Raw genomic sequence first — 17,887 nt, 5'->3', positions numbered from 1 at the left:
CATTTGTGTTAGATCTGTTCATTCATCTGCTGGCATAACTTCTTCATGAGGTTGGCAAGCTGCACATTGTGAGGAAACAGTGCAGCCGCCTCACGAGCAGCCTGCACAGCCAGCTTATACTCATTCAATTCGTCATAAATCAATGCGAGCAGCAAAAAAGCATCCCCACATAACGGATCGAGGGCTATTGCTCGTTCCAGTAGTAAAATCGCATCCTGACGCACCTGTGGCGTAGCTCTGTCAACATCCAGCATTTTTCTGGCCTTCTCCGTATGCTGCCTGGCTTCCTGCGCATGCAGATGGAGAACATATTCATCCTGCTGTGGAGCGAGACGAACCGCATGCTCTGCATATGCGAGAGCCTGCTCCAAACGACCACTGCGAGCATAGGTAACCGAGCACCGGAAATAATGCTCCGCATGATCAGGCTGGGCTGAAATTGCTTTTTCAAACCATTCCACGGCCTGCTCAAAATCGTTCTGCAAAATGCACTGATAAGCTTTCTGAACGTATTCCTCCGCCTTCATGACACTGCACCTCCGGGTAACCGGTTTGGTACAGCATATGTACAAAACGCCTAATCGGTGTCCTTTTTGGTCCAGCGATTCGCGTCACGCGTGTTAAATTTTTGCATGACCTTATCATGAGCCTCGGTCAAATTTATACCTAGTGAGTTCGCAAAGCAAACTGTGATGAACAAAATGTCCCCCAGCTCCAGCTCAATGGAATTGTCCGCCTCATCCGTTTTTTTCGGTTTCTCGCCAAAGGAGTGATTGACTTCCCTTGCCAGTTCTCCGACTTCCTCAGACATCCGGGCTAACATCGCCAAAGGGCTAAAATACCCTTCCTTAAATTGAGATATATACTGGTCTACCTCACGTTGAATTTCATCTAATGATTTTTTCATGAAACACGCAATCCCCCCATGTGCAGGTTTATTCATATGTTATCGTAAAGCACATTTTAAAACAAATTTTTTTTAATTGTGTACTTATGATCCCAACTTACAGTCATCAGTCTTTTAAAGCTACCGTAAAAAGGTATACTACATATAAGGAGTTGCGATTTAGCAAAATCAGCATGAAGTCGTTCTTCCTTAAACTACTACTGCGAGGGATTATATGAAGATATCCAAGTCCATGGAACAGCTTAAAATGATTTTATCCATTGTGCTCGGGACCGCCATTTATGCATTCGGTCTGCTTTATTTTATTATACCCAGTAAACTGATGGAAGGAGGTATTACAGGGATCACCCTGTTGCTCAATTATGCTTTTTCAATTTCACCCTCTCTCTCCACATTACTTCTGAACATTCCTTTATTTTTAATTGGATGGAAAATGCTTGGGGGCAAGCAAATTCTATATACAGGGGTAGGTATCGGGTCGCTCACTTTTTTTCTGTGGTTGTTTGAAAAAATGATTCATTTCGGATGGATGGGAACGTTTCAGACTGAACACGATTTTATACTTTCTTCATTATATGCGGGAGTTACGCTTGGGGCCGGATTAGGTATTGTGTTCCGCTTTGGCGGCACTACGGGCGGCTCGGATATTATCGCTCGTATTCTAAACCGGAAGTTTGGCTGGAGTATGGGAAGGATTCTGCTGGTCATTGATATTGTCATTATCGGTGCTTCACTACTTTACATACCAAAAGAAAAAATTCTATATACGTTAGTCGCCGTGTTCATCGCGTCCAAGATTATTGATTTTATACAAGAAGGGGCCTATTCCGCCAGAGCCTTTATGATTATCAGCGACCACACGATGGACATTGCGGATATTATTATTAGGGACATGGATCGCGGAGTTACTATTATTCCGGCTGTAGGTGCATTTTCCAAGCAGGCTAAGCATGTTGCCTATTGTGTCGTGCCTCGTCAGGAAATACGACGTTTGCACCAAATTGTTAAATCGGTTGATCCACGGGCGTTTATTATCATACAGGATGTGCATGATGTACATGGAGAGGGGTTCAAAGAGGAATAGCCCGGAAATCCGGGCGATGGGCTAACCTATATGGATGGCTCAGCAGCCAACGACGCGAATATTCGAATTTTGCATCGTCATCCAGAGAAACCAGCTCGATATTTACGATAACCTGCATAGACCAGCGCCAGCAGAACAATCATGCCGATTGCCAATTCTGCCCGGCGCTCACTTTCACGCGGGATAAATGGCGCCAGGGCAGTGGCGTCTTTTTCACGTCCAAACAAGGCATTAAACGTCGGATTTCCCTGATCCAACGCCCCTCTAATCGCTGAGGCATCTGCATTTTGCTGATCCCCCAAACCTTTGACATAGGAAATCCATGAATCAGCCCGGACAACTTCACTTGTTCTGCCATGAATCAATGCTGCTGTACGGATCGTCTCATAGTGGTCCTCCAGCACTGCGGCTCCAGCTTTGAAACCCTTCATGTTACCTTTAGCAAACTGGCTGTTCAAGCCACTAACATCTTCTTTTAAAATCTTATAATACTGCTGCCATAAGGGCTGACGCGGATGTGCAAGCGCATCTGTCGCAAGTCGTAAATTGGCCGCAGCCTTCACCCACTCATCCGGTGATGCTTGGACGGACTGTGTAGCTTGCTGCACCTCAAGGATGCTGCCAGACAAAGCATGAATGGCCTCTACAGATAACGCTGCCTGCACCTGTCCGGTGCCAAACCATCGACTCACCTCGGCTACATCCGCGCGTGCTTTTTCAATGTTCCCGTCCATCACATCCCGGTACAGTATCGCAGCTGCATGATCCAGTTCCTCAATCTCTTTTGTGTTTACTATGGGTTTTGACTGATCACGCGCTTCTGCCACACCTGGAGGGACGCAGACAGACAGCAGCAGGACCATAGATAAAACAACACTCGAAATAATACGTATCATCATTTGAAACGCCTGACCCCTAAACATGGGACATCCCTCCTCACCTTACTGTATGGCAAGGTTACCGGGACTAGAACTTGCTTTAGACCGAATCGTTTGAAGCCGGGTTATGCCCGGGACAAAATAGGAAACATTCGTTGGTTTTCTTTACATGTGTTTTGATCTTTAGTTTTATAAAATAGCGTCGTATCTTCCTGTTTCAACAGAGAAATATTGCAGCCTTACTGTTCTCTTGGTGTAAAGCCAAAAACAACCTTCTTCGTTTCTTGTTTCGTTACCGCTGACAGTACGATATCCATAGGAATTTCGCCCGTTCCATAAATATCGTAACAATTCATCGTATCCCCTTCAAAATCTGCAACCACAATCGTATCGTATTGAGGTATATACCAAATTTTATCTTTAAAAAACGAGATGGCATAGAATAAGACCAGCCATTCACTACTTTTCGCAGCAAAAAGTGAATACGGATTTAATCTAGCACTTTTATTTTTCAGTAAATTTAAATCCGACTGCTCTTCCATGTTCAACTTCTCAACTTTGATGTCTACATTGTTTGCGATTACTTTCCGGTTTGATTGATATTCTTGTGCCAAAACAAACCCGAATTTAGGGTAAAAATTCTTCACACTATCATTAGCGAACAAATATATAGCATCATATTTGCCCTGCCAATCTTCTAATACACGTTCTATTAAAAACCGGCTCAACCCTTGATTTCTATAGTTGGTATCCGTCATTACAGTTCCGATTTGGATATACTTTCTCATTTCACCCGACAAACAAAAATCCATCAGACTTATAGATACATTAGCCACAACAACCTCCCCATCTAAAAGTACGTAAGGGATATATTTATCATTCCAAAAGCCCAATTGATACCATGCTTCAAAATCAAAACCAAAACTTTGTTTAGCTAATTGATTAAAGCTATTTCTTATTTTATGATTATCACGGATTCCTTTTTTAAATATATATTCTTTTTGGTTTAAAACAATGTTCATCTCTATTTCTCCACTTCTACTCCCATTCGATTGCGCGCAAACATGGCAAGCCATGCCGCTATGATACTGACAAGGGTCAGCATATAGGTAAAAGCACGCACTTGCGGTACATCATCCGTTAGCGTCTTCGGAAGATACGGATAAATGCCAAATGTATAATCCATCGTATCATTTAACAATGTCCAGAGTGCAGCTAGGCATAAAGCAGTCCATTTGCAGGTGAAAAAACGCACGAACAGTAACGCTTCGACCGCCATTGCCGTGTGAGATGCCACCAGCATCCAATCCTGCCATATCATATGTCCCCCCTGCGCGACTCCCCAAAAAATAATAGCTGAAGCCCAGATGCCATATTTTACACTCGTGACAACAGCCAACGCCTCCATGATCTGCCGAATGACCTTCAAGCTCTTAAGACGCGGAGGATAGAGCAAAAATGCTATAGAGATCGTAAAAAACAGACTCGCCGTCGGACTATCAGGCACAAATACAATCTGCCACAACGGATGATAATTTAGTGTATATTCCAACTGCCCCCCATACCATATGTACCCATACACTGTTCCCAGCAAATTACACCAGAACAGCAGCCACAAAAAAGGCCGGCTCGTCAAGAACGACCGGCTCCACAAATAAGATAACGACACGTCCTTCATCCTCCGTTCATACGACAGTTGCCTTGTACAGGCACCATCCTACAAAGACTATATCATATCCAAGCGTATCAAAAAAACCTGACCGCCGCTACAGTCAGGTTTGATGATTATAATCTCGAACTAACGATTTGTCTGAAATCCAACTTAGGGTTCCTAAAATTGTTCTAACTCATTGCTTTCAGCTCATCCGTAAGATGACGAAAAGCTACTTCATCTCCGGAGGCTAGCGCCTCATCAATATCCTTGTAGAGTTTTTCACTCCGGTGTTTACGTAATGCCTCGTCCAAAACCATCTCAGCAGACAGGCCCAACATTACTTCATAAGTAACCTTCATTTTATCCATAGGATGCACCTCCAACATGAGTTTAAGAGATCCTATATTCTTTTCCTTTCGCCACATAGCTGAGTGCCGTTCGTGACATCCGCTGCAAATCTGCATCTGTCAATTCGCGCACCACTTTGGCAGGTGTACCGAGAGAAAGAGTATAGGGTGGTATTTTGGTATTTTCCGTAACGACCGACCCTGCTCCTATTAAAGCATATTCACCAAGCTCCGCTCCGTTGAGTACAATGGCCCCCATACCGATTAAAGTGCCTTTGCCTACCGTACAACCGTGGATTATTGCAGCATGACCTACCGAAATGTCATCCGCCAGCAACAGGGGCTGATCCGTGTTCACATGTCCCACGACTCCGTCCTGAATATTGCAGCGTTCACCGATGATGATAGGCGCCATATCTCCGCGTAGTACGGCATTAAACCATACAGAGGAATCTTGACCGATCGTTACTTTTCCGACAATTTTTGCTCCTTCTGCCACATAGACAGATGAATGGAGCTGTGGCATGTTTCCGTTATAGTGAATCAGCATCAATTTCACCCTCTCATTTTGGGTGAAATTCTATCAACATGTGTGCTGCTTGTCAATGGAGCCGTATACCCGAGTCGTTCCGCCCAATGCGGCACTCTCCCGCCAACTTCAGCCCCCAGGCCGTCATCTGTACAGATGGTCCCGTCGAATGTTCACCCTGACGAAGCATACCCAAGTGAAGCATCATTCGTATAATCCTCTGATCAAAGACCGAACGGGGCGTATCATAGTAAAACGGTCGAATCAGTGGGCCGATATGTACAAAAAGCGACTCTGAGGACGTCCAAGGCCTGGCACATTCTCCAATCCAGTAGACTAGAGAGAGCAAATTAGGAACGGCTCCTTTATACAATCTTAACCAAAACCTGAATAGCTGTATCATTTCTTGCTCAATTGTATGCTCCTGATGCGCTTCTCCCTTTGCCGTCAGCACAACTTGGTCCCCTTTCTCCTCAATGTACTTGGAGTGACGGGCATAATCATACAGTAGTGCCATTCGGTCTGGATAAAACTTAAAAGAGGAGCCATACCCGAAACGCCATCCTCCCTTACCCAAAAGCGGCTCCGCAATGTGCAAATGCTCCATCAGCTGCTGCTGATTGCGACGATACCAAGCTCCCTCGGGATTTAGCGGAACCTCATGCTGCCCCATGTATTGAAGGAAAAGCCGTAAATCCTCTGCCAGCAGATGCCCTTCATCCCGGTACGACGACGGTTCGCTTACCCTTGTCATTCCGCTTTGGAAGTCATGTACCATAACACGTCGAAAGCGCTCCTTCATATCCAACGGAATTTGGAACAAATACCTCGTATTGTGCGTCGAACCGTTGAACAACCAGCCACTAGAACGCAGACGGGTCACAATATCCCTTGGCCGCTCACCAGGATTCTCGTCCTCCTCAACAGACTGTTTGGCTATTGCAATCAATTCCTCCATGCTGAAATATGGTCGGTCATCGAACAGCATCGCGTTCAAAAACCTTACCTCTGACAACCTCAGCTCCTTGACCTGCGTCTCAAAAAAACTACTGCTGCCGAGCTTCGTCAAAATCCCCTGGATCAACTCATGCTTGGAATTAGGTTTACAGTCACAATCGTAATACACCGCGATTCTGTTCAAATGCACAATATCCGCAAATGTCAGCATATCCGCCAGATTCATTGTTCCATCGCCTCGTCACTGGACTGTCATCCGGAATTGATTCTTACCTGTTGTACCCACAGCTTTGACGGATTGTTCAGACTCTAAACCTCTTTTTTGCAAAGGTATAATTAAAAAACAAAAAAGACCACGACTCCTACGATAAGTAGAAGCCTTGGTCTTTTACTAACTTTTGGAGTTACAGTCACTTTTCTCTTGCAAATGCTTCGTGCAATTATATAAAAGTGGTGCCCAATCCATATCCTCACGCTGGAGTACACTAAGTGACAAATTGCCGATTCGTTCCGTGAATTTTTCCTGATACAAAGCCTTATACAAATTAGCCAAAAAACCGCCGTGGGAAACGACCAGCAGATTCTTGTCCCGATTTTCCGTCCAAATGGCCTCCATAAAAGCTAGCCCACGAAGCTGAAGATCCGCATCGCTTTCCTGCCCGAGATCCAGCAGATGCCAGTCGACTCCCCACTTTTCTTCACGCTCGGCCTGTGTCATGCCCTCGACCTGACCATAAGCACGTTCTCTTAGTCGATCATCAGGCTCTAACAACGGGAGATACAGAGCAGAAGCAATAATCTCCCCAGTCTCTTTCGCTCTGGAGAGACTACTTGTAATAAGCCCGTCCCAATGATAAGGCTCTTCCTTTAATCGTGCTGCCAGCAAACGTGCCTGTCGGCGCCCTTCCTCATTCAACGGAATATCACTGTGGCCCTGGATTTTCCCTACCGCATTCCAATCCGTCAAGCCATGTCTGATCAAGCCAATAAGCATCGTGTCGTTTCCTCCGCTGTTTTGTTATTCAGTCATTGTTATGAATTCATATTGGAGCCCAGCTGTCCTGCTAACTTCTGACCCTTCTCGCCCGATGGATCCAGCCCAGAGAAAATAAAGCAAGCGCAAGTGCCAATACAGACAACAGCATCCAGTATTGCGGATAAGTAGGAACAATGCTAGCAACCAGCGGGTCCATAATGCCACTATTCACATCTTTAATGTGGTATTGATATTGTGGAGATGTACTTGTAGTTTCCAACAGACCTGTCGGTAAAATACCAGTGTCCATGACAGGAGCTGCTTGAGGGGGATTTTCCTGAGAGGAGCTTCCATTCCAGTTCAAAAACAAAAAGCTGCATAAAAACACGGCCAAGAAGCCGGCGATCCATACAGACATATACTTACGGGCTGCTGGGTTCACACGCGCACGTCGATGCTCGCCCGGAACAAGCCACGGTGATTCTTCATAAATTCGATCCATGACCCTGCGATTCATTGCCTCTAGCTTATCATCTGTTATTTCAAAGGAAATATCACGAATGGCGGATCGATTTTCTTTTGACAAATCCCACTCTTTTTCTTCCGAACCATGCTCCCACCCAGCAGACGAGCTTTTGGCCCGTCTGCGCTCCGAGTCTTGTTTCGATACATTTTTGCCTGTAGCGAACAAATCCTCAGTGTCCCTGGATTTCATTGGCTGCTCATCCCTTCGTTTTCCTCATAGAGAGGCTCAAAAAAATAAGGCTCCAACTGCGTCTTCACACTGGTTCTTGCCCGGAAAAGCAATGACTTCACCGCACTGACCGTCTGTCCTAAAATAGTCGCAATCTCCTGATAATCTAATTGCTCATATTCACGCAAAATCAGCGCAGATCGCTGCTTCTCAGGCAATCTATTGATCGCTTCACGAACCATCTCTACCTTCTCACCGCGAAGGACGGCCTGCTCTGGAATTACATCCGATGGAGCTACCGGTACATAACCGCTCTCCTCCAATGGAACCTGACCGCTACGGTGCTTGCGAAGCTCACTTAGCACCGTATTGCGTGCAATTGTATATAACCAAGTGGAGAACGATGCGTCTACCTCGCGAAAAGAGTGCAGGCTCCGATACGCTTTATAAAACGTCTCTGAGCATAAGTCCTCAGCAATCATTTCCAGGTTCGAACTTTTCAGCATATGATAAACAAAAGCTAAAATTTTACGTTGGTGCCGCCTCATTAATTCTGAATAAACCTCAACATTACCTTGTTTGATTTCCTGAATCATCTGGGAATCTGTCATCATCCGAGTGAGACCCTCCTCGCCCATACATGTGCTGTTTTCCCGTTCGATTCTGTCTATATATACCGAACAGGTCAAAAAAAGTTGCGCCCTCTGCGCAAATGGATGAAACAGCATCATGGAACATTTGTTATTTTCTTACCCTATGTAGTGCCAACATTAACGGTGCTATCCCCAACAATATTCAACATCCAAAATGGACTTACCCATTGTACCACAAAATGACCGCCAGTAAAAAAGTCCAAAATCCCCACGATTTCCATCAATGCCTCCCTAACGCTGGCAACTAATTCATTTATAAAGCTTTTCAATGGATTTTAAATTTTTTCAAGATTAAATGACTAACCAATTGAAAGTGTTCTTTTCAAATGCACCAATAAGGATAAATACACAAAAAGAAAACGCTTTAAAAAATTATTGACAAAATGAAAACGTATACATATAATAAAAGTACAGTATGGTTTCTCTCCACTCCTATCCTACTCAGCTACTTCACTAAAAGTAGCTACCACCCGGGGCTTTACCCGGGTGGTCTTTTTTTTGTTCAAAAAAAGGAGCTTTAAAAAAAGCGGACGAAGAAACCTTCGTCCGCTCTAAATCTTTTCTACTACTTCACTCCCAGAAAGTGTGTGTTTTTTATAGATGGTCGTAGCGCAGCGATTCATTTGAATCTGGAGAAGCGTAGCGTTCGCCTTTGCCTGCGGATTTTCACCTTTGAACATATATTCAGAAAATCTGCAGGCAACAGCGATCGTAACATCAAATGAATCGCGGAGCGGTGTATCTCCTTAACGAACACTCATACTTTCTCACTCGTCACACCACTACTTTATACCCCATCGAATCCAGCAGAATCTTGGCACGCTCCCAATCCTGCTCTTGACGGAAGGAAAGTCGCATGATGCCTGGGACATCCTCCCGGCTTTCAATGATTTGCATATTGCTCAGATTAATGCTGTGATTACCGAGTTCCATAGCAATTCGCCCGATAATCCCTGGGGTATCCGGTACATCAATATACAGATCAAACGTGGAGACGATGACTCCTTTGCGACGCTCTGGCAGTTCACTACGGAAGTGCCCAGCTGTCAAAAACTCGTCAGCGATTCCCTCACCGTCTTGTATTCTCAGTAAATGGGTAAAACGCTCAATCTGTCCGTTCCATTCTTCCAACAGACCTAGTAAAACTTCACGATTGCTCAATAAGATGTCCCGCCACACAACGGGATCACTAGAGGCTATCCGTGTAATATCACGGAACCCACCGGCAGCCAATGTACGGTACAACGGATTTTCATCATTGTGCTTTCGCACCTGATTCACCAGCGCCGCTGCAATAATATGCGGAAGATGGCTAATCGCACCGACAATGTCATCGTGCATATCAGGTTGGACACGCACAACATGAGCACTAGTATATTTTAACAAACGTTCCAGTGAACTGTATGCTTCTTCAGGCACACCCTCTGCCGGGGAAAGCACATAATATGCGTTTTCAAACAACAACGCAGAAGCAGCCTTTACACCGGAACGCTCTGAACCGGCCATCGGATGACCACCGATAAAGTAAGCGTTGCGCAAAGAAATTTCTGATGCTTTTTTGGCAATTGCCGATTTCGTGCTGCCTACATCAGTGATAATACAACCCGCTTTAAGCGGTAGCTTGCTTAACAGTTCAAGATAATGCTCCAGTAAGCCCACAGGTACGCATAAAAAAATAAAATCGGCATCCGCTGCCGCTTCTTCAACCGAGAGAGTCGCGGTGTCCACGACACCACGGCTTAACATCGGTTCCATCAGTTCAGGGAGATGAGCATGGCCGACAACAGTAATATCCGGCTTCCCTTTAAAACAAAGTGCGAGGGACCCACCAATCAGTCCCACGCCGAAAATGGCAATCTTCATCAATTATCAAATCCCATCTGCGGAAATTATAGGCGTACTTTCGCCGCTTCCGCCCCCAGGACCTGTTCCAGCGCACGAATAAACAACTCATTTTGCGGCTGTGATCCAACCGACACCCTAATATATGTCGGATATTTGTGATGACCTGCGCGAATAATCACACCTTTACGAAGCAACTCCTGGAATACCTCACCAGATGGACGACGTACATCCAGCATAATAAAATTACCATGTGCTGGGAAAGACTCTAGTCCCAGACGCTTCAGCTCATTTTGCAAATAAACTCTGCCCTCTGCATTACGATCCCGGCATTCTTGAACAAATTCCTGATCTTCCAAGGCAGCAATGGCCGCAGCCTGTGCTACCCGTGATGTATTAAACGGTTCACGAACCTGATTTATCAACCGAATGATTGACTCGGCTCCCATACCATAACCAATGCGCAGCGAAGCAAGCCCATAGATTTTGGAGAAGGTCCGTAGTACAACCAGGTTTTCATACGCTGGCAACAAACGAATGCCGTCGGGATACGAGCGATCCGTCACAAACTCGGCGTAGGCTTCATCCAGTACAACCATGATATGCTTTGGTACTTGGTCCAAAAAAGCAGTCAGCTCTGCTTCGGGTACAATCGTGCCCGTCGGGTTATTTGGATTACAGATCCAAATAATTTTCGTACGGTCATTGATGTGGGACAGCATAGCATCCAGATCATGTACACCGTCACGCAAAGGCACCTCAACTGCAACCGCTCCCTCAATTTCCACATTACTTTTGTATACGGAAAATGTCTGATCGGCAATAATGCTTTCTTCCCCGGGAAGGAGAAAAGCACGCGTAATCAACGCAATTATTTCGTCAGATCCGCAGCCATAGATAAACTGTTCCTCTTTTAAACCCGTCCGTTTAGCTAGTGCCTGTGTCAAAGCTACGGCACTTCCGTCAGGATATACACTAATGTTAGCAAACTCCTGCTGAATGGCCTGCAATACTTTGGGAGAGCTACCATACGGATTCTCGTTCGAGGCGAGCTTGATGACTTCATCGAGTCCCAGCTCACGTTTTACGTCTTCAATCGGTTTACCGGGCTGATATACTGGCAAATGTACAATATGCGGTTTAGGTTGCATGCCCCTACCTCCTCTATCCAATCAGAACATATTTATTACTTTCTATTTTGATAGCCATTACTGCTTTAATTGTGCCACAAAATTATGAATTTGCAAAAGACCTTCTTGCCTGCGCGCAGAATCATTCAGCAATGGAATGGCTTCTTCCACCTGACGTACAATAGCACTGCCGACCACAACTCCATCGCAAATGTTTGAAAACCGGGCTACCTGCTCTTGAGTAGAGATCCCAAAGCCGACCGCTACCGGAATATCCGTATGCCGTTTGACCTGCGCGATAAAGCCCTCTATACCTTCAAAAAAGGAAGCTCTTTCCCCGGTTACACCCAGCGAGGATACACAGTATACAAATCCTCGGGCCCGACGGACAATTCGCTCGATCCGCTGTTCAGAAGTTGGAGCCACCAGAGGAATCAGATGCACACCCACCTCTGCTGCCCGTCCTCCCAGCTCTTCCGCTTCCTCAAGCGGAAGGTCCGGAATAATCAGACCGCTGATACCGTGCTCCTGCAAGCCTGCGAAGAAAGCATCCATACCCATCTGTAATACAGGGTTATAATACGTGAACAGAATAAAAGGCAGGCTTGAACCTGCCGCCCTAGCCAGAGAAGCTGTCTCCATACACGTGCGGATGGAAATTTGCCGTTTCAGTGCACGCTCAGACGCGCGCTGAATTACAGGACCGTCAGCCAGCGGGTCGGAATAGGGTACTCCCAGTTCCAATATGTCAGCTCCGGCCGACTCTAACTGGCGAATGATCTCTATTGTAGTATCCACATCCGGGTCGCCTACCGTCAGAAAAGGAATTAATGCCGTTTTGCCTTCATTTTTTAGGCGATCAAACGCCTGATCAATTAAATTCATGACGGATTTCCTCCCAAATACTTGATAATGGAGTCCACATCTTTATCCCCGCGTCCAGACAAACAAATAACGATAATATCATCTGCCGTCAACGTAGGTGCCAGCTTGACGACCTGTGCAACTGCATGTGCCGACTCTAGTGCAGGAAGTATTCCTTCGGTACGGCAGAGAAGCTGAAGCGCATCCAGCGCTTCCTGATCGGTAATCGGAACATACTTGGCCCGCTCAATATCTTTCAGGTATGAATGCTCCGGTCCAACACCTGGATAATCCAGTCCAGCCGAGATGGAATGCGCAGGTTGCACTTGTCCGTACTCATCCTGAAGCAGATAGCTCATAGAGCCTTGGAAGACCCCTTGTGTTCCCTTGGTCATCGTAGCTGCATGGAATTCCGTTTCGACACCTTTTCCAGCGGCCTCCACGCCAATCAAAGCGACACCCTGATCCTCAATAAAAGGATAAAACATGCCGATGGCATTGCTTCCACCACCGATCGCTGCCACGATGACATCCGGAAGTCTGCCTTCCTTCTCTAGGATCTGACGACGTGTTTCATCACCAATCACACGTTGGAAGTCCCGCACCATCATCGGATACGGATGCGGGCCGACAGCTGAACCCAAAATATAGAACGTATCATGGACATGGCTGACCCAGTAACGCAAAGCTTCATTCCCGGCATCCTTAAGTGTACGTGTACCCGATGTCACCGGAATGACCTCTGCACCCAAAAGCTGCATCCGAAAGACGTTTAGCTGCTGGCGCACTGTATCCTCTTCGCCCATAAACACCTTGCATTCCAATCCGAGCAACGCAGCCACAGTCGCTGTCGCGACACCATGCTGTCCTGCGCCTGTCTCAGCAATGACCTTCTGTTTACCCATACGCTTCGCCAACAAACCCTGAGCTAATGCATTATTGATTTTGTGGGCACCGGTATGATTTAAATCTTCGCGCTTCAAGTAAATTTTAGCCCCGTCCAAATGCTGGCTCAGACGCTCCGCATGATAAAGCGGCGTTTCCCGACCAGAATAGTCCTTTAGGAGCCCGTTCAACTCTGCTTTAAACTCGGGATCATCCGCGTACTTACGGTAGGATTCCTCCAATTCAATCAGTGCGTTCATCAACGTTTCCGGTACAAAACGTCCTCCAAATGTTCCAAAACGTCCGTTGTTATCAGGTAATTGTGTCATGCCTGCTTCACCCTTTCTACGAATGCTGTGATTTTTGCAATGTCCTTGACTCCGTTCGTCTCTACACCGCTGGATACATCCAGCCCATCGGGATGATACTCATGAACTAGCTTTTCCGCATTATCGGCAGTCAGCCCGCCGGCTACAAACAAAGGAATTCCATGTTGATGAGTCCAAGCCTGATAGGCAGGAATTCGATCCCACGCAAACGTTTTTCCGGAGCCGCCACCATACAGGGGATCGTATGTATCCAGCAGTAAAGCGTCAATTGTCCCGACATAGGCATCCAATTCGTCCGCCGAGCGTTCTATCTGTCCTTGACTGTCCACAGACCATGCCTTGAATACCTGTATACCAAAATGCTCCCTGATCTCCCGACAGCGCTGCGGACTCTCCTGTCCATGCAGCTGTATGACATCCAAGGGTGCTTTCTCCATCACATCAATTAACAGTGCATCACCAGGGTTCACAAATACACCCACGCTGCGCGGTCTGCTGCCTGAGGTCCATTCATCCAATACGCGAAGCAGCTCTCCAGCCTGTACGCCGTCAATCCGGCGCTTGCTGTCGGCAAACACAAAACCTATATAATCGACCGGTAAGTTTACCATAGATTTTAGCACTTCAACGCTTTGAAGTCCACAAATTTTTATGCCCGTTTTGTTCATGCTTTAATCCCGTCCATCAATTCGGCTACAGCCTGTCCTACATCTTCCTTGCGCATCAGATGCTCCCCGACCAGGATACCGTGTGCACCTACCGAATGCAGATACTTTACATCTTCCGGTCCCGCAATTCCGCTCTCACTGATGAACGTAACCCCTTTAGGAATTAGTGAGATCAGCTCCTCTGTCGTCTGGAGACGAGTCTCGAATGTCCGCAGATTTCGGTTATTTACACCAATTAAGGTTGCTATCCCCAGCTCCAGCACCGCTTTAAGCTCCTCACGGTCATGCACCTCTACCAATGCGTCCAGCCCGAGGTCCTTGGCGATCTGTAAAAAGGACCCTAATACACGCGGTTCCAGGATAGCGGCAATCAACAGCACCGCATCCGCTCCCAGCAGACGAGCTTCATATATTTGCCGTTCATCAATGATAAAATCCTTTCGCAGCAGCGGAATCTTCACCTGATCGCGAATTTGCTGTAAATATTCAGGGCTCCCCTGAAAATACGTCACATCTGTCAGTACAGAAATGCAATCCGCTCCTGCTCCCTCATATGCACGTGCAATTTCCACAGGATGGAAATCCGGTCGAATTAACCCTTTGGATGGGGAAGCCTTCTTCACCTCAGCAATCAGTCCGAGCGGACGGTTGCGTCCGCTCGCGATCGCATTTTCAAATCCTCTCGTCGCAGATAAATCAGCAATTAATCGTTCAGCTTCACTTATTTGAAAATGCTTCTTAAGCTGCTCCACTTCTTGTCGCTTCGTCACCACAATTTTATCAAGATACATATTGATATTCCCCCGTTGCCTGTATTAATTGATCCAGCTTGGAAAGTGCCAATCCCGAGTCAATGGCTTCTGCCGCTCGTGCTACTCCGTCCGTCAAGGTGGCTGCTGCGCCTGATACATAAATGCACGCTCCTGCATTCGCTAACACAACATCCCGATAAGATCCATGCTCTCCGTTCAAAATTCGTCGTATGATATCTGCGTTAACCTGTGCGTCGCCGCCCAGCACCTGATCGAGAGAATGCGTCTGCAAGCCCAGATCCGACGGATGAAGCTCGAACGTGTGAACCTTGCCGTCCTTCAGCTCGGATACTCGTGTCGCAGCTGAAATACTAATTTCATCTAGTCCATCCAGACTACTGACAACCATGGCCCGTTTGGAGCCTAGCTGGTTCAATACCTCGGCAATGACTTCCGTTTTATTGGCGTCATAAATGCCTAACAGCTGCCGATCCGCACCAGCCGGATTCGTCAAAGGACCAAGCATATTGAATACCGTCCGCACACCCAGCTCGCGGCGCGGCGCAGCGGCATGCTTCATAGACGGATGATACAGCTGTGCGAATAAAAAGCAGATGCCGATTCGGTCCAGACAAGACCTAGCCTGATCACTCGTCAAATGAATGTTGACTCCCAACGCCTCCAGGACATCAGCGCTCCCGGCACGGCCACTTGCAGAACGATTGCCATGCTTTGCTACCCGTACTGACACCGAAGCTGCGATGATCGCGGATATCGTAGAAATATTAAACTTGTGAATACCCGAACCTCCAGTGCCACATGTGTCCAGCAGACGACCACTGCCTTCTTCAGCTTGCACTGGACTAGCGTAGCTACGCATAGCCTCGGCAAAACCAGTGATTTCATCTACCGTTTCCCCTTTGAGGCGAAGAGCCGTCAGTAGCCCGCCAATTTGCGCCTGTGTAGCATTTCCACTCATGATTTGTTCCATTACGCCACGGGCCTCCGTACGCGAAAGATGCTGTCCCTCAATGATCCGGCTTAACCCCACTTGCATCATGTCATGTCGTTCCATTGTCGTCTCCTCCTCAAAATCAGATTTTTGTGTGTTACGGAGTGTACAAGTAATCCTGGTTGATGACGCTGTTATAGGGCTGTGTCGTTGCCGGGAACATCACTTCTGCTGTGCGGATTGCCTTCAGCAATGCCTTTGCTTTGTTTACCGTCTCCTGATACTCGCTTTCCGGAACCGAGTCCCACACAATTCCAGCGCCTGCCTGGACATAGGCCCGGTTCTTTTTAAACACAATCGTGCGAATCGTAATGCAAGCGTCCATATTGCCCGAGAAGCCTAAATATCCAATCGCCCCTGCATAGGGTCCGCGTGCTTCCCGCTCCAACTCAGCAATAATCTCCATGGCCCGTAGCTTCGGAGCCCCCGATACAGTGCCGGCTGGCAGACAAGACAGGAAGGCATCGAAGAAATCTTTGTCCTCACGTAGCTCACCCGACACATTGGAAACAATGTGCATGACATGGGAATAGCGTTCAATCTCCATAAACGTATCGCATTTGACTGTGCCAAACTGTGATACACGGCCCAAATCATTCCTTCCCAAATCGACCAGCATCAGATGTTCTGCACGCTCTTTTTCATCGTTTAAAAGTTCTTCAGCAAGTGCCGCATCTTCTGTCTCCGTTACCCCACGCGGTCTCGTTCCTGCAATAGGACGAGTTTCTACCCGGCCGTTTTCCACCTTGACGAGTGCCTCAGGCGAAGTGCCTACGATGATCTCGTCATCCATTTTCAAATAATACATATATGGCGACGGGTTCATCGTGCGCAGCACGCGGTATACCTGTAAAGGAGAGGCCTCTGTATCAATGTGAAAACGCTGGGATAGTACAACCTGAAAAATATCACCGGAGCGGATATACTCCTTCGCCTGCTCTACGTTTGATATAAATTGTTCCTTCGTCATATTGGATTGGATCTCACCTAGTTCCACATCATCAGGAATGGAAGCCGATCCTAATCGCTCAGGCGGGGTCTGCTTGCGCAGATACTGCGCCGTTTCCTCCAACCTGCGTTCCACATCAGCATAAGCAGCACGAATGTCCTCATCGCGGAACCCTTCACCTACATGAACATTGCCGACCAGCAAAATTTGCTGTTTCACATGATCAAAGACAATGACTTGATCGCAGAACATAAAACGAATATCATCCATATTCAAATCATCTACCGAATGCTCTGGCAGCTTTTCATAGTATTGAAGCAAGTCATATCCAAAAAATCCAATAGCCCCGCCTGTAAATGGAGGCATTTCTTTCAGTTTCGGACTACGGTATTTACGAAGCAATGCTTTGAGCGCTTCAATCGGCTTGTCGTTTAATATTTGCCGTTTACCGTGTTGTTCCAATATTAAACGTCCTTTTTTACCCGAGACCATTAGAAACGGGTCTGTACCGATGAATGAATGTCGCGCCCACTGTTCGCCTCCCTCTACACTCTCTAGCAGAAAGGCACGGTCCCGCTCGGCATACCGACGGAAAATCCGAATCGGCGTCTCCATATCAGCCAGCACTTTTTTGTACACAGGAATCAGGTTAAATTCACTCGCCATCGTTATCACTTGCTCCACATGCGGCGTTAACATGAGATCACTTCCTTTCCAAATTGGCGCAGAACCAAAGGAGAGAATATAAAAAAGCCTCTACCAGTAAGGTAGAGGCTG

Annotated in this window: 20 protein-coding genes; 1 reads left to right on the top strand and 19 read right to left on the bottom strand. The window is 46.8% G+C overall.

Annotated features, from left to right (window positions below; all coding sequences use genetic code 11):
- Positions 1 to 8: 8 nt before the first annotated feature.
- Together ACQW03_RS22500 and ACQW03_RS22495 are read right to left on the bottom strand one after the other, a co-directional pair.
- On the bottom strand, positions 9 to 527 hold the full coding sequence (locus tag ACQW03_RS22500) for a tetratricopeptide repeat protein (protein WP_013310696.1): 519 nt from the start codon (positions 525 to 527) through the stop codon (positions 9 to 11).
- A 50-nt stretch (positions 528 to 577) separates the two neighbouring features.
- Complete coding sequence (locus ACQW03_RS22495) at positions 578 to 907, bottom strand: nucleotide pyrophosphohydrolase (RefSeq protein ID WP_340958751.1); 330 nt, start codon at positions 905 to 907, stop codon at positions 578 to 580.
- A 214-nt stretch (positions 908 to 1,121) separates the two neighbouring features.
- Between ACQW03_RS22495 and ACQW03_RS22490 the strand changes: the two genes are divergently transcribed.
- Positions 1,122 to 1,991 carry a YitT family protein gene (locus tag ACQW03_RS22490; protein WP_023989149.1) on the top strand — a complete coding sequence of 290 codons (870 nt, stop codon included), beginning with the start codon at positions 1,122 to 1,124 and terminating at the stop codon, positions 1,989 to 1,991.
- A 77-nt stretch (positions 1,992 to 2,068) separates the two neighbouring features.
- Here the strand turns inward: ACQW03_RS22490 and ACQW03_RS22485 are convergent, their stop codons facing one another.
- The 17 genes from ACQW03_RS22485 to trpE form a co-directional block, all read right to left on the bottom strand.
- Positions 2,069 to 2,914, bottom strand: a complete 846-nt coding sequence (locus ACQW03_RS22485) for a sporulation protein YpjB (RefSeq protein WP_441951801.1) — start codon at positions 2,912 to 2,914, stop codon at positions 2,069 to 2,071.
- A 194-nt stretch (positions 2,915 to 3,108) separates the two neighbouring features.
- On the bottom strand, positions 3,109 to 3,891 hold the full coding sequence (locus tag ACQW03_RS22480; protein ID WP_441951800.1) for a GNAT family N-acetyltransferase: 783 nt from the start codon (positions 3,889 to 3,891) through the stop codon (positions 3,109 to 3,111).
- Between the two features lie 2 nt (positions 3,892 to 3,893).
- Positions 3,894 to 4,538 (bottom strand): DUF1405 domain-containing protein, encoded by a 645-nt coding sequence (locus tag ACQW03_RS22475; RefSeq protein WP_071641368.1) that lies wholly within the window; start codon positions 4,536 to 4,538, stop codon positions 3,894 to 3,896.
- A gap of 173 nt (positions 4,539 to 4,711) precedes the next feature.
- Positions 4,712 to 4,891 carry an IDEAL domain-containing protein gene (locus ACQW03_RS22470; protein WP_013371655.1) on the bottom strand — a complete coding sequence of 60 codons (180 nt, stop codon included), beginning with the start codon at positions 4,889 to 4,891 and terminating at the stop codon, positions 4,712 to 4,714.
- 22 nt (positions 4,892 to 4,913) lie between these two features.
- A complete protein-coding gene (locus tag ACQW03_RS22465) occupies positions 4,914 to 5,420 on the bottom strand; it encodes a gamma carbonic anhydrase family protein (RefSeq protein WP_025723088.1) in 507 nt (168 codons plus the stop codon).
- 52 nt (positions 5,421 to 5,472) lie between these two features.
- Entirely contained in the window at positions 5,473 to 6,582 is a 1,110-nt protein-coding gene (locus tag ACQW03_RS22460) for a hypothetical protein (protein WP_071641370.1), read from the bottom strand.
- A gap of 165 nt (positions 6,583 to 6,747) precedes the next feature.
- On the bottom strand, positions 6,748 to 7,350 hold the full coding sequence (locus ACQW03_RS22455) for a histidine phosphatase family protein (protein WP_441951798.1): 603 nt from the start codon (positions 7,348 to 7,350) through the stop codon (positions 6,748 to 6,750).
- 70 nt (positions 7,351 to 7,420) lie between these two features.
- The gene (locus ACQW03_RS22450; protein WP_220025335.1) at positions 7,421 to 8,047 is read right to left on the bottom strand and encodes an anti-sigma factor; all 627 of its coding nucleotides are present in this window, start codon (positions 8,045 to 8,047) and stop codon (positions 7,421 to 7,423) included.
- On the bottom strand, positions 8,044 to 8,640 hold the full coding sequence (locus ACQW03_RS22445) for an RNA polymerase sigma factor (RefSeq protein ID WP_013310707.1): 597 nt from the start codon (positions 8,638 to 8,640) through the stop codon (positions 8,044 to 8,046). The genes ACQW03_RS22450 and ACQW03_RS22445 overlap by 4 nt, the downstream gene beginning before the upstream one ends.
- Before the next feature lie 813 nt (positions 8,641 to 9,453).
- Entirely contained in the window at positions 9,454 to 10,542 is a 1,089-nt protein-coding gene (locus ACQW03_RS22440; protein WP_013310710.1) for a prephenate dehydrogenase, read from the bottom strand.
- 26 nt (positions 10,543 to 10,568) lie between these two features.
- Positions 10,569 to 11,672, bottom strand: a complete 1,104-nt coding sequence (gene hisC / locus ACQW03_RS22435) for a histidinol-phosphate transaminase (protein WP_441951795.1) — start codon at positions 11,670 to 11,672, stop codon at positions 10,569 to 10,571.
- Positions 11,673 to 11,729: 57 nt separating this feature from the next.
- Positions 11,730 to 12,536, bottom strand: coding sequence for a tryptophan synthase subunit alpha (gene trpA / locus ACQW03_RS22430; RefSeq protein WP_441951794.1), 807 nt, complete (start codon positions 12,534 to 12,536; stop codon positions 11,730 to 11,732).
- Positions 12,533 to 13,729, bottom strand: coding sequence for a tryptophan synthase subunit beta (trpB, locus tag ACQW03_RS22425; protein WP_071641375.1), 1,197 nt, complete (start codon positions 13,727 to 13,729; stop codon positions 12,533 to 12,535). The genes trpA and trpB overlap by 4 nt, the downstream gene beginning before the upstream one ends.
- Entirely contained in the window at positions 13,726 to 14,397 is a 672-nt protein-coding gene (locus ACQW03_RS22420) for a phosphoribosylanthranilate isomerase (protein ID WP_220029784.1), read from the bottom strand. Before ACQW03_RS22420 ends, trpB begins: the two co-directional genes overlap by 4 nt.
- Positions 14,394 to 15,188: an indole-3-glycerol phosphate synthase TrpC gene (gene trpC / locus ACQW03_RS22415; RefSeq protein ID WP_441951791.1), complete on the bottom strand. Its 795-nt coding sequence runs from the start codon at positions 15,186 to 15,188 to the stop codon at positions 14,394 to 14,396. The genes ACQW03_RS22420 and trpC overlap by 4 nt, the downstream gene beginning before the upstream one ends.
- Complete coding sequence (trpD, locus tag ACQW03_RS22410) at positions 15,178 to 16,224, bottom strand: anthranilate phosphoribosyltransferase (protein ID WP_071641381.1); 1,047 nt, start codon at positions 16,222 to 16,224, stop codon at positions 15,178 to 15,180. Before trpD ends, trpC begins: the two co-directional genes overlap by 11 nt.
- Positions 16,225 to 16,258: 34 nt before the next feature.
- Entirely contained in the window at positions 16,259 to 17,809 is a 1,551-nt protein-coding gene (trpE, locus tag ACQW03_RS22405) for an anthranilate synthase component I (RefSeq protein ID WP_071641382.1), read from the bottom strand.
- Positions 17,810 to 17,887 lie beyond the last annotated feature (78 nt).

Source organism: Paenibacillus sp. DRB1-1 (genome assembly GCF_052119485.1).
GTDB lineage: Bacteria > Bacillota > Bacilli > Paenibacillales > Paenibacillaceae > Paenibacillus > Paenibacillus polymyxa_B.
The sequence above is the reverse complement of the archived record's forward strand: the minus strand, read 5'-3'. Positions and strand labels throughout refer to the sequence as shown.

Coding starts and splice junctions, on each gene's coding strand:
- trpC (WP_441951791.1), bottom strand. CDS start 15,188: ATGTATCTTGATAAAATTGTGGTGACGAAGCGACAAGAAGTGGAGCAG.
- ACQW03_RS22445 (WP_013310707.1), bottom strand. CDS start 8,640: ATGATGACAGATTCCCAGATGATTCAGGAAATCAAACAAGGTAATGTT.
- ACQW03_RS22480 (WP_441951800.1), bottom strand. CDS start 3,891: ATGAACATTGTTTTAAACCAAAAAGAATATATATTTAAAAAAGGAATC.
- trpE (WP_071641382.1), bottom strand. CDS start 17,809: ATGTTAACGCCGCATGTGGAGCAAGTGATAACGATGGCGAGTGAATTT.
- ACQW03_RS22420 (WP_220029784.1), bottom strand. CDS start 14,397: ATGAACAAAACGGGCATAAAAATTTGTGGACTTCAAAGCGTTGAAGTG.
- ACQW03_RS22470 (WP_013371655.1), bottom strand. CDS start 4,891: ATGGATAAAATGAAGGTTACTTATGAAGTAATGTTGGGCCTGTCTGCT.
- trpA (WP_441951794.1), bottom strand. CDS start 12,536: ATGAATTTAATTGATCAGGCGTTTGATCGCCTAAAAAATGAAGGCAAA.
- ACQW03_RS22495 (WP_340958751.1), bottom strand. CDS start 907: ATGAAAAAATCATTAGATGAAATTCAACGTGAGGTAGACCAGTATATA.
- ACQW03_RS22450 (WP_220025335.1), bottom strand. CDS start 8,047: ATGAAATCCAGGGACACTGAGGATTTGTTCGCTACAGGCAAAAATGTA.
- ACQW03_RS22490 (WP_023989149.1), top strand. CDS start 1,122: ATGAAGATATCCAAGTCCATGGAACAGCTTAAAATGATTTTATCCATT.
- hisC (WP_441951795.1), bottom strand. CDS start 11,672: ATGCAACCTAAACCGCATATTGTACATTTGCCAGTATATCAGCCCGGT.
- ACQW03_RS22440 (WP_013310710.1), bottom strand. CDS start 10,542: ATGAAGATTGCCATTTTCGGCGTGGGACTGATTGGTGGGTCCCTCGCA.
- ACQW03_RS22460 (WP_071641370.1), bottom strand. CDS start 6,582: ATGAATCTGGCGGATATGCTGACATTTGCGGATATTGTGCATTTGAAC.
- ACQW03_RS22500 (WP_013310696.1), bottom strand. CDS start 527: ATGAAGGCGGAGGAATACGTTCAGAAAGCTTATCAGTGCATTTTGCAG.
- ACQW03_RS22485 (WP_441951801.1), bottom strand. CDS start 2,914: ATGTTTAGGGGTCAGGCGTTTCAAATGATGATACGTATTATTTCGAGT.
- trpB (WP_071641375.1), bottom strand. CDS start 13,729: ATGACACAATTACCTGATAACAACGGACGTTTTGGAACATTTGGAGGA.
- ACQW03_RS22455 (WP_441951798.1), bottom strand. CDS start 7,350: ATGCTTATTGGCTTGATCAGACATGGCTTGACGGATTGGAATGCGGTA.
- trpD (WP_071641381.1), bottom strand. CDS start 16,224: ATGGAACGACATGACATGATGCAAGTGGGGTTAAGCCGGATCATTGAG.
- ACQW03_RS22465 (WP_025723088.1), bottom strand. CDS start 5,420: ATGCTGATTCACTATAACGGAAACATGCCACAGCTCCATTCATCTGTC.